1 protein-coding gene is annotated in these 245 nt (G+C 67.8%); it reads left to right on the top strand.

The window, feature by feature from the left end; all coding sequences use genetic code 11:
- Nucleotides 1-36 precede the first annotated feature (36 nt).
- Nucleotides 37-245 (top strand): alpha-L-fucosidase (locus tag SB753_RS40325; RefSeq protein ID WP_410805581.1); only part of this gene is annotated, 209 nt, incomplete at its 3' end.

Genomic DNA, 245 nt, shown 5'->3' on the forward strand with positions numbered 1-245 from the left:
GAGCCTCTCAGCGACGCCTGGGAAGCGTGCATCACCATGAACGACACCTGGGGGTGGGACCCGAACGACCAGGACTACAAGACCACCGCGCATCTGCTCCGGACGCTCGTCGACTGCGTCGCGAACGGCGGCTCGCTCCTGTTGAACGTGGGGCCGAGCAGCACCGGCGCTCTGCCGCCGGAAGAGGAGACGACGCTCGGCGAGATCGCGGGTTGGATGGGCACCCACCGTGAGAGCGTGATCGG

It is taken from the genome of Paraburkholderia sp. SIMBA_053 (genome assembly GCF_046534895.1).
GTDB lineage: Bacteria > Pseudomonadota > Gammaproteobacteria > Burkholderiales > Burkholderiaceae > Paraburkholderia > Paraburkholderia caledonica.